9 protein-coding genes are annotated in these 10414 nt (G+C 53.1%); 2 read left to right on the top strand and 7 right to left on the bottom strand.

The window, feature by feature from the left end; genetic code table 11:
* Both rof and J5224_RS19340 read left to right on the top strand, forming a co-directional pair.
* On the top strand, positions 1-261 hold the full coding sequence (gene rof, locus J5224_RS19345; RefSeq protein WP_264626903.1) for a Rho-binding antiterminator: 261 nt from the start codon (positions 1-3) through the stop codon (positions 259-261).
* A gap of 204 nt (positions 262-465) precedes the next feature.
* Positions 466-1440, top strand: a complete 975-nt coding sequence (locus J5224_RS19340; RefSeq protein ID WP_264626902.1) for a hypothetical protein — start codon at positions 466-468, stop codon at positions 1438-1440.
* Between the two features lie 79 nt (positions 1441-1519).
* Here the strand turns inward: J5224_RS19340 and tilS are convergent, their stop codons facing one another.
* The 7 genes from tilS to lpxA form a co-directional block, all read right to left on the bottom strand.
* A complete protein-coding gene (gene tilS, locus J5224_RS19335; RefSeq protein ID WP_264626901.1) occupies positions 1520-2848 on the bottom strand; it encodes a tRNA lysidine(34) synthetase TilS in 1329 nt (442 codons plus the stop codon).
* On the bottom strand, positions 2838-3227 hold the full coding sequence (locus J5224_RS19330) for a VOC family protein (RefSeq protein ID WP_264626900.1): 390 nt from the start codon (positions 3225-3227) through the stop codon (positions 2838-2840). Before J5224_RS19330 ends, tilS begins: the two co-directional genes overlap by 11 nt.
* 105 nt (positions 3228-3332) lie before the next feature.
* On the bottom strand, positions 3333-4292 hold the full coding sequence (accA, locus tag J5224_RS19325) for an acetyl-CoA carboxylase carboxyl transferase subunit alpha (protein WP_222158381.1): 960 nt from the start codon (positions 4290-4292) through the stop codon (positions 3333-3335).
* A 12-nt stretch (positions 4293-4304) separates the two neighbouring features.
* On the bottom strand, positions 4305-7787 hold the full coding sequence (dnaE, locus tag J5224_RS19320; protein WP_264626899.1) for a DNA polymerase III subunit alpha: 3483 nt from the start codon (positions 7785-7787) through the stop codon (positions 4305-4307).
* Between the two features lie 82 nt (positions 7788-7869).
* A complete protein-coding gene (gene rnhB / locus J5224_RS19315) occupies positions 7870-8466 on the bottom strand; it encodes a ribonuclease HII (RefSeq protein ID WP_264626898.1) in 597 nt (198 codons plus the stop codon).
* On the bottom strand, positions 8459-9622 hold the full coding sequence (lpxB, locus tag J5224_RS19310) for a lipid-A-disaccharide synthase (protein ID WP_264626897.1): 1164 nt from the start codon (positions 9620-9622) through the stop codon (positions 8459-8461). The genes rnhB and lpxB overlap by 8 nt, the downstream gene beginning before the upstream one ends.
* 3 nt (positions 9623-9625) lie before the next feature.
* Positions 9626-10414: an acyl-ACP--UDP-N-acetylglucosamine O-acyltransferase gene (lpxA, locus tag J5224_RS19305; RefSeq protein WP_264626896.1), complete on the bottom strand. Its 789-nt coding sequence runs from the start codon at positions 10412-10414 to the stop codon at positions 9626-9628.

The raw sequence follows: 10414 nt of genomic DNA, 5'->3' as shown, positions 1-10414 counted from the left end.
ATGTCAATGAGTAACGAATATCAACCCATCAATTGTGATGATTACGATAGCCTTGAGGCTACGTGCCAGCAACATCTGACGCTGACGCTAGAGTTGCGCAACGGCGAAACCCTCACCGGCAAAGCCAAAGATATTGTGTCGCGTAAGCAAGTGGAATATCTGATGGTGGAAGAAAATGGCACACTGCGCGAGCTGCGTCTGGATCATATCGTGAGCTTCAGTAATCCGGGTATCGGCAAAGTGGTGGTGAGTGAATCCTGATTGGTAACATAACCAACACGCAGTACAACATGTAGTCAACGGACAACCCAGGTTGTCCGTTTTGCTTTCAAAATAAAAATAATCAATATTTGCTGCTGCTCACATGAAAAAATACGCCGCCCAGTAAATACCCTAGTGACAAAAAACCGCTCTCATATGAATCTATACATGAAATAAATCAGTCTATTTGTTCGAGGGGGTTCTATGTGTATCGCTGGATTAAGTCAGGCTAACCTATTCAATCCAATAAACACCTATCAGCCATTAAACCAAAGTCAAGATTCGGTCATCACACGGACAGCTTTGCCGCCAAACCCCGGCACAGTATGGCCTCAAAAATTACAGCATATCCGTAATACCAGTAATGAATTTACCAAAGAGAAATGGGAGAGGTTCTCGGCATTACAGATTGCATTAATCGAAACAAATTATTCCCGACATTTTGCTTATGACCCTATCACCTATCAAAAAATCTTAATGTGCCAGCAAAAACTACGTGAAATCGATCTTGATACTGTGGGACAAATATTAGCGCTGCACCATGACGAATCGGCTTCAGATCACATCACCCCTGCATTGAAAGAGAAAATAAAAGAAATTGAAGAAATTGCAGATTTGTTCTTCAATACCTTATCAGATATCAGGAAGAGCGACAGAATCATCCATGATGATGCCTCTCAAAAATGCTTTTTTTCCAGACGGTTTGTGGTTGGAATAGCCCTTTCAATCGTCGGTATGGCGTTGGCTGCTACTGCATTTTTTCTGCCTATAGCCATTCCAGCACTGGTTATTTCAGCACCGCTATTATTGAACGCGCTGCGCGGATTGGGGTTATTGGTTTCCTGTACCGATGGGTCACTGAACATTCGTGATGCAATAAATAAGTGCTATCAAAAGTCGAAGAAAACAGAATCCATTGAATTCACTGACGCTTTTGCAAAATTATACGATTATCTGAATGAGATTAAATTCATCGGTATAACAAGTTTGGCCGCAAGAAAAGCGGAATCCCAGAGTGGGTGCAACGAGTTACCCTTTGATAAATCAGAACAACAAGAAAGTATTCAGCAGGAAATCAAACAACAGTTAGCAGCAATAGTACAGCCGTTGCGAGCAGAAATAGAAACATTGAGGCAACAGCTTAACCTGCAACCCCAAATAGCTACCGCTCCCCTCTAAACAGGCTTACCATTTAGCGTTCTGCCCTTGAATGGGCCAGTCAGCAGCCGAAGTAGCGCTGATAGATTCTGTATCGGCGCTATGCCATCCGCCACACTATCTGCCATGCGGTGTTATCGGCTGTCGTTTCCCCTTCTCGCATCACAAAGACGCCAATGGCAGCGATAGGGTGTTCGTTGTAATACAGAATAGGAACGTGTTCACGCTTCCAGGGGGGAATGGCATATTCCTGCCACAGTTTTTTCGCAGATCGTCCGCCACTGCGCCCAACAATATGCAGTTTCCCTTTCAGGCCAAAACGTACGCTCACTTGCTCATCGGGATGTGGGCGTCGGATACGCATACCTTGTTCGCCCAAGGAAAGAGAACCTAACCGGTGTGGCAGCGTGAGTGCCCCCTGCTCGGGTTGCCAGGGTAACACCAGGCCGACGATGTTTACGCATGCAGCAATACAGTATAAACGCTGACGAAAGCGTCGGATCTGTACGGTGCCCAATTGTAACAACGGTTCTGCATCCTGGCGGCTGAGTGCCACATCCTGCCACAGATGCAGCAGTTGTTCGCGTGAAGGCATCGCCACCTCGTGCACTCTCAGCCAACGCCGCAACAGCGCAAAACGGTGCGGTTCACTCAGGGGAAGCAAGGCATCAATCGCCAATGCACCTTCCACATCACAGGCCGACTCAAGCGAGGCTGCCAACAATTCATCCAACAGCTGTTCCTGCTCGGCGCACAGTCGCGCGCTGCGCGCCACGGCTTCTGGAAATGACGGCCAGCGCTGTTTTAGTTGCGGTAATACCTGCAATCGGAGAAAGTTGCGATCGTAACGCGCGTCGCCATTGCTCTCGTCTTCCACCCAGGTAAGTCGATAATGACGTGCATAATCTTCAAGTTGCGCTCGCGAGACGCCCAGCAAGGGGCGCAGCAAGCGATTCGCTCCCAACTGCCCCGTAGCCCCCATTGCTGAAAGCCCGGCAGGTCCGCTGCCGCGCTTGAGCGCTAACAGGAACGTTTCGCTCTGATCGTCGAGATGCTGTGCGGTAAGCAGCACTTCTTCAGGTAACAGATGTTGACGTAATGCCTGATAACGCGCTTCACGCGCTGCCGCTTCAACACCGCGCTCACGCGCATCTACCGTGACAGGCAGCACTGCACAGGGAATGTGCCATTGCTGGCAGATGTGCATGCAGTGCTGCGCCCAACGCTCCGCGTGAGTACTTAACCCATGGTGCACATAGGCGGCACGCACAACAATGTCCGAGCGCTGCTGCATCAATTGATACAGCATATGCAACAACACGCTGGAATCCAGCCCGCCACTATAAGCCACCAGCACACGCTGACAGCCAGAGAGCTGCACCGCTACGTTTTCCAGTAGTGCAGTCACGTCGGTACGCTCACTGCTCATAAAGCTCCAACGGTAGTCCATCCGGATCGCGTAAGAAGGTAAAACGACGCTGGGTAAATTCATCCACCCGCACCGGTTCACAGGCAACGCCTGCGCGTTGCAGTGCATCACACGCTTCGTCAATGTCGGCGACTGCAAAAGCAAGATGACGCAGGCCACAGGATTCAGGCTGAGTAGGTCGCGGCGGTGGAGAGGGAAATGAGAACAGTTCGATAACGTAGTACCCCTTTAACGCCAGATCGCCTTTCCATGAATCGCGCTCTGCCCGATAGGTTTCCGCCAACAGCTCAAACCCAAGAACATCGCAATAAAATGCCTTACTGCGCCGGTAGTCAGAGGCAATAATGGCAATATGATGAATGGCCGTTAACGCCAGCATGCGTACTCCTTGTTGTGACAAGGTGATGAGGGGAATAGCCGCATAATAGCAAAAAGTCCGCCTCCTTGCGGAAAGCGGACTTTATTCAGCGTAATACGTCAGGAATCAGCAGTAACCGTAGTTCATCAGACGCTGATAACGGCGATCGAGCAGCGCGTCTTTATCCAATTCATCCAGCTCACGTAAGTCTGACAGCAGTTGTGCTTTCAGCGACGCCGCCATGGTTTCCACATCACGGTGCGCGGAACCGAGCGGTTCAGGAATGATGGCATCAATCAGATTCAGTTCTTTAAGACGCGGGGCAATGATCCCCATCGCTTCCGCCGCCAGCGGCGCTTTATCAGCGCTTTTCCACAGGATAGAGGCGCAGCCTTCCGGTGAAATCACAGAATAGGTGCTGTATTGCAGCATGTTGACTTTGTCGCCCACACCAATCGCCAAAGCACCACCGGATCCCCCTTCGCCGATCACCGTACAGATAATCGGTACGCTCAGGCCGGACATCTCACGCAGGTTACGCGCAATGGCTTCCGACTGGCCGCGCTCTTCAGCACCAACGCCCGGGTACGCGCCCGGCGTGTCGATAAAGGTGATGATCGGCAGGTTAAAACGCTCTGCCATCTCCATCAGGCGCAGCGCTTTACGGTATCCTTCAGGCGCAGGCATACCGAAGTTGCGGCGAATTTTCTCTTTGGTTTCGCGCCCTTTCTGATGACCAATGATCATCACCGGACGCCCGTCCAAACGCGCAATGCCGCCCACAATCGCTTTGTCATCAGCATAGGCGCGATCGCCCGCCAACTCATCAAAGTCGGTGAAAATATGGCTGACATAGTCCAGCGTGTAAGGACGCTGCGGATGACGTGCCAATTGCGCAATCTGCCAGGCCCCCAGATCGGCAAAAATCTTGCGCGTCAGTTCAACGCTTTTTTCCCGCAGTCGCTGGATCTCTTCGTCCAGATTAATATCCAATTTTTCATCTTGACGGCTGACTGAGGTCAGCGAGTCAATTTTCGCTTCCAACTCTGCAATCGGCTGCTCAAAATCAAGAAAATTCAGACTCATAGTATTCCTATTTTAGTCAAATTCCAGTTCCACCTGGGTGTTCCCCAGCAGTGTGCGCAAGTCATTAAGCAACACATCGGTTGGCGTCACACGCCATGCCGCGCCAAAACGTAACCGGGCGCAGGCATCCTCTCGCTGGTAGTAAAGGTGTACCGGGATCGTCCCCGATCGATGAGGTTCCAACGATTGGCGGAGACGGTTTAATAGCTGGTCATCAATTTGCCTGTCAGTCAGCGAGATAGCAAGCCCGCGCGCATATTTTTCACGCGCTTCACTGATATCCATGACCTCTCGGGCCATCATTTTAAGGCCCCCGCTAAAGTCATCAAAGCTGACCTGTCCACTGACAATCAGAATTCGGTCTTTTTCGAGTAGATGCTGATACTTTTCCAACGCTTCCGTAAACAGCATCACTTCCAAACGGCCAGAACGATCGTCCAGTGTACACACGCCAATGCGATTACCTCGCTTGGTGACCATTACGCGGGCAGCCAGCACCAGGCCGACCGCCGTTGTTACTTTGCCCCGATCCGTCGGGTGCATGTCCTTCAAACGCAAGCCAGCAGCATAGCGTTCAATTTCCTTGAGATACTGCGTGATCGGATGGCCCGTCAGATAAAGCCCTAACGTTTCCCGCTCACCGTCCAACACCACCTGCTCCGGCCAAGGAGCCACCGTGCTGTAGGACTGTTCTACCTGCTCCGGCGCTTCCGCCAGAACACCAAACATATCTGCCTGACCGATAGCTTCAGCCTTGGCATGCTGATCGGCAGCCTTCAACGCATCGTTGAGTGAATTCATCAACGCCGCGCGATGCGGTCCCAGCCGGTCAAACGCGCCGGACATGATCAGCTTTTCCAGCACGCGGCGATTCAGTTTCTTGATATCAGTACGGGCACAGAGATCGAACAACTCGCGGAAATACCCACCCTGATTTCGCGCGTCGATGATCGCTTCTATCGGTCCTTCACCGACGCCTTTGATCGCGCCGATACCATAAACAATTTCCCCGTCATTATTGACGTGAAAATGGTACAGCCCGCTGTTGATATCCGGCGGTAGGATTTTTAACCCCATACGCCAGCACTCATCCACCAGCCCCACCACTTTATCGGTGTTATCCATGTCCGCCGTCATCACCGCAGCCATGAATTCGGCAGGATAATGCGCCTTAAGCCACAGCGTTTGATACGACACCAGTGCATAAGCGGCTGAGTGTGACTTGTTAAACCCATACCCGGCAAATTTTTCCACCAGGTCAAAGATCTTCATCGACAATTCGCCGTCGACGCCCATCTTTTTCGCGCCGTCCTCAAACACGGAGCGCTGCTTAGCCATCTCTTCGGGTTTTTTCTTACCCATCGCACGGCGCAGCATGTCCGCGCCGCCCAGCGTATAGCCGGAAAGCACCTGGGCTATCTGCATCACCTGTTCCTGATACAGGATGATACCATAGGTCGGCTCCAGCACCGGCTTCAGCGATTCATGCTGCCACTGTATATCAGGATAGGAGATTTCTTCACGTCCGTGTTTACGGTCGATAAAGTTATCCACCATCCCTGACTGCAAAGGTCCCGGACGGAACAGCGCCACCAGAGCGATCATGTCTTCAAAGCAGTCCGGCTTCAAACGTTTGATCAGGTCTTTCATGCCGCGCGATTCAAGCTGGAACACCGCTGTGGTTTCCGAACGTTGCAGCATGTCGAAACTTTTTTTATCGTCGAGCGGAATGGCCGCGATATCAATCGGCTCCAGCCCCTGCCTGGCTCGACGCGCGTTGATCATCTCCAGCGCCCAGTCGATGATGGTCAGCGTGCGCAGGCCCAGGAAGTCAAACTTCACCAGCCCGGCATATTCCACATCGTTCTTGTCAAACTGAGTAACCGGATGATTCCCTTCAGAATCGCAATAGAGCGGTGCAAAATCGGTAATTTTGGTCGGCGATATTACCACCCCACCGGCGTGTTTACCCGCGTTGCGCGTCACCCCTTCCAGCTTGCGCGCCATATCGATAAGCGCTTTGACTTCTTCGTCGGCGTCGTAAATTTCCTGTAGCTGCGGTTCAGCCACAAAGGCTTTTTCCAGCGTCATGCCCGGATCGGGCGGCACCAGCTTGGAGATGCGGTCGACAAACCCGTAAGGGTGTCCGAGCACGCGACCCACATCGCGGATAACGGCCTTGGCCGCCATGGTACCAAACGTGATGATCTGCGATACCGCATCGCGCCCGTACATCTCAGCGACGTGATCGATAACCCGGTCACGCTTCTCCATACAGAAGTCGACGTCAAAGTCAGGCATCGACACACGTTCCGGGTTGAGGAAACGTTCGAACAGCAGGTCAAATTCAAGCGGATCGAGATCGGTGATTTTCAGAGAGTAGGCCACCAGCGAGCCAGCGCCCGAACCGCGCCCCGGCCCTACCGGAACATCATTGTCTTTTGACCACTGGATAAACTCCATCACGATCAGGAAGTAGCCAGGGAATCCCATCTGGTTGATAACGTTGAGTTCGATTTCCAGACGTTCGTCGTATTCCGGGCGACGCTGCTTACGCACCTCTTCGTCAGGAAACAAGAAGGCAAGGCGCTCTTCCAGCCCTTCCCAAGCCCGTTTAACCAGAAAATCTTCGGTGGACATATCACCGGTCGGGAATTGGGGCAGGAAATACTCCCCCAAACGAATGGTGACATTGCAGCGTTTGGCGATTTCGACGCTGTTAGCCAACGCTTCCGGGATGTCGGCAAACAGCTCACACATCTCGTCTTCGCTGCGCATATATTGCTGCGCGCTATAGTTACGCGGGCGCTTTGCGTCATCGAGCGTATAGCCATCGTGGATAGCAACGCGAATCTCATGGGCATCGAACTCATCGGCGTTGATGAATCGAACATCATTGGTCGCCACCACCGGCAGATGGTGCTTCATGGCTAATTCAATCGCCGCGTGAAGGTAGCTTTCTTCATCCGGGCGACCGGTGCGAATCAGTTCCAGATAATAGCGGCCCGGAAAGTGCGCTTGATAAAAGGCCAGGCTTTGCTCGACCAACGCCTGATTGCCACGCAGGATAAATTTGCCGACGTCGCCCTGCCGGGCACCAGAAATCAGCAGTAAGCCTTTACCGTATTCGATCAGCCAGTCGCGTTCGATGGTGGGGCCTTCAGCACCGTAGCCGCGCTGATAAGCACGGGAGATCAACAGGGTGAGGTTTTGATAGCCTTCGTTGTCCATGGCGAGCAGGGTAAGCTGCGCAAGTTCATCGCCCAGCACATCGCTGCTTACCAGCACATCGGCGCCGATAATGGGTTTAACGCCCGCACCGTGTGCGCCGCCGTAAAATTTCACTAACCCGCACAGGTTGGTGAAATCCGTGATCGCCAGGGCTGGCATGCCCAGCGAGGCCGCCTTTTTTACCAGCGGCCCGACTTTTGCCAACCCATCGATCATGGAATAGTCACTGTGCACACGCAGATGGACAAAACGTGGTTCGGCCATATCCAGATCCTAGACGTTGTCGAAAACAGCCCCGCATTATCTGCGGGGCACCGATATTACCTGATTGCGCACGGTTGAGGGGCTATGCCAACCCCAATACGCGTTTTACGGGGGCAAAACTGCGCCGATGGTACTCAGTAGCACCTAACAAAGCGAGTTTTTCAAGGTGATAAGCCGTCGGGTAACCTTTGTGCTGCGCAAAGCCATATTCAGGGAAACGGGCATCTAACTCGACCATTTCCCGGTCTCGCGTCACTTTGGCGATAATTGATGCGGCACTGATCTCAGCAACACGGCTATCGCCCTTCACCACCGCCAAGGCAGGCATGGGCAACTGCGGGCAGCGATTGCCGTCTATCAGCACATAATCGGGTGCCAGGTGTAACCCTGCAACGGCGCGCTGCATCGCCAGCATCGTGGCATGCAGGATATTCAGTTGGTCAATCTCTTCGGGCTCGGCGCGCCCCAAACTCCATGAAAGCGCTTTGTCTTTGATCTCATCATAAAGCGCCAGGCGGCGTTTTTCACTGAGCTGCTTTGAATCAGCCAATCCAACGATGGGGCGCTGCGGATCGAGAATCACCGCAGCGGTGACAACCGCCCCCACCAACGGACCGCGCCCCACTTCATCTACACCAGCTATGCGCGTCGCATCTGGATAGACAAAAACATCATACATGGTTCACTTTACCTCGGGCCAATTCCAGCACAGCCTGTGCTGCTTGCGTATCCGCATCACAACGAATCTGTTGGTGCAGCGCCAAAAAGGTCTCTTGCAGCTGTTCCACGTTTTCCCCGCCTTCCAGCCAGGGAAGCAACGCCGCCGCCAGCTTGTCTGGCGTGCACTCCTCTTGCAGCAACTCTTTTACCAGTTCGCGCCCTGCCAACAAATTGGGTAATGACACCCAGGGGGTTTTTACCAAGCGCTTTGCCAGCCAGAACGTAAAGGGTTTCATGCGATAACCTACCACCATCGGGCATTTTGCCAGCATGCATTCCAACGCTGCGGTACCAGACGCCAGCAGTGCCGCATCGCTGGCGATCATCGCTTCACGCGCCTGACCATCCAACAAATGCACGTCCAGCTCAGGGGCCGTTTCTTGCTTGATACGTTCAAACTGTTCGCGCCGCTTGGCATTCACTAACGGCACCAACACAGCTAAATCCGGGTAGCGTTGGCGTAATAACTGTGCGCTGCGTAAAAAATCGGCGCTCAGCATCTCCACTTCAGCCCCGCGGCTGCCCGGCAGCAGCGCCAGACAATGGCGCTCTGGCGCGATGCCTAACTGTGCGCGCGCTGCCAGTTTGTCCGGCTGCAACGGCATAGCATCGGCCATGGTGTGGCCGATAAAGCGGCAAGGCACGTTGAATTTATCGTAAAACGCTTTTTCAAAGGGAAGAAACGCCAACACCAAGTCGGTGGCACGCCCAATTTTGAAAACGCGTTTCTGGCGCCAGGCCCATACGGAAGGGCTGACGTAATGAATGGTGCGGATACCGCGCGCTTTGAGGCGGCCTTCGAGCGTGATATTAAAATCGGGTGCATCGATGCCAACAAAAACGTCGGGGGCAAGTTCGGTGAAACGCTGCGTAAGGTCACGGCGAATCGACAGCAGACGCGGCAAACGCCCAAGCACCTCGACAATCCCCATCACCGCGAGCTCTTCCATCTCATACCAGGTTTCACACCCAGCTTCCTGCATGCGTGGCCCGGCAACGCCGACAAAGCGAGCGTCAGGCATCTGGCTTTTCAGCGCTCGGATCAGGCCCGCACCAAGAATGTCGCCGGAGGTTTCTCCGGCGACGATACCAATCACAAGGGGACGCGTTGACATGAATTACCGGATAATGCCGCGGGTAGAACGGGCAAAGAAATCGATAAATGCTTGAACCGCCGGGTGATCTTTCGCCAGCGCTTCGATTTCTGGTTTCACCTCTTCCAGCGTTCGCCCACTGCGATACAGCAGCTTGTAGGCGTTACGAATTGCCTGCTGGGTCTCTTTTTCGAACCCGCGACGTTTCAGCCCTTCAATATTGAGGCCGAACGGCGTCGCATGGTTACCCTGAGCAATGACGTACGGCGGCACATCTTGCGCCACGCCGGAACAGCCGCCGACCATAACGTGTGCACCGATGACACAGAATTGGTGCACCGCTGTCATGCCGCCGATGATAGCAAAATCATCAACTTCGACGTGCCCACCCAGCGTGGCATTGTTTGCCAAAATACAGCGGTTACCAATGACGCAGTCATGGGCAATATGCGTGTTGATCATCAGCAGATTATCGCTGCCGACTTTAGTCAATCCACCACCTTGTTCCGTACCACGATGAATCGTGACACTTTCACGAATACGGTTACGATCGCCGATCTCTACGCGAGTCGGTTCACCCGCGTATTTCAGATCCTGATTTACCTCACCAATAGAGGAAAATTGGTAGATCTCATTATCACGACCGATTTTAGTGATCCCGTTGACCACAACATGGGATTTTAAAACCGTGCCTTCGCCGATCTCGACGTGAGAACCGACATAGCAGAACGGGCCAATGTGTACACGTGCGCCAATAATGGCACCGTCTTCAACAATGGCGCTGGGATGAATAAAGGCGGTTTGATCAATCAC

The sequence above is a fragment of the Candidatus Symbiopectobacterium sp. NZEC135 genome, assembly GCF_025962695.1.
The sequence above is the reverse complement of the archived record's forward strand: the minus strand, read 5'-3'. Positions and strand labels throughout refer to the sequence as shown.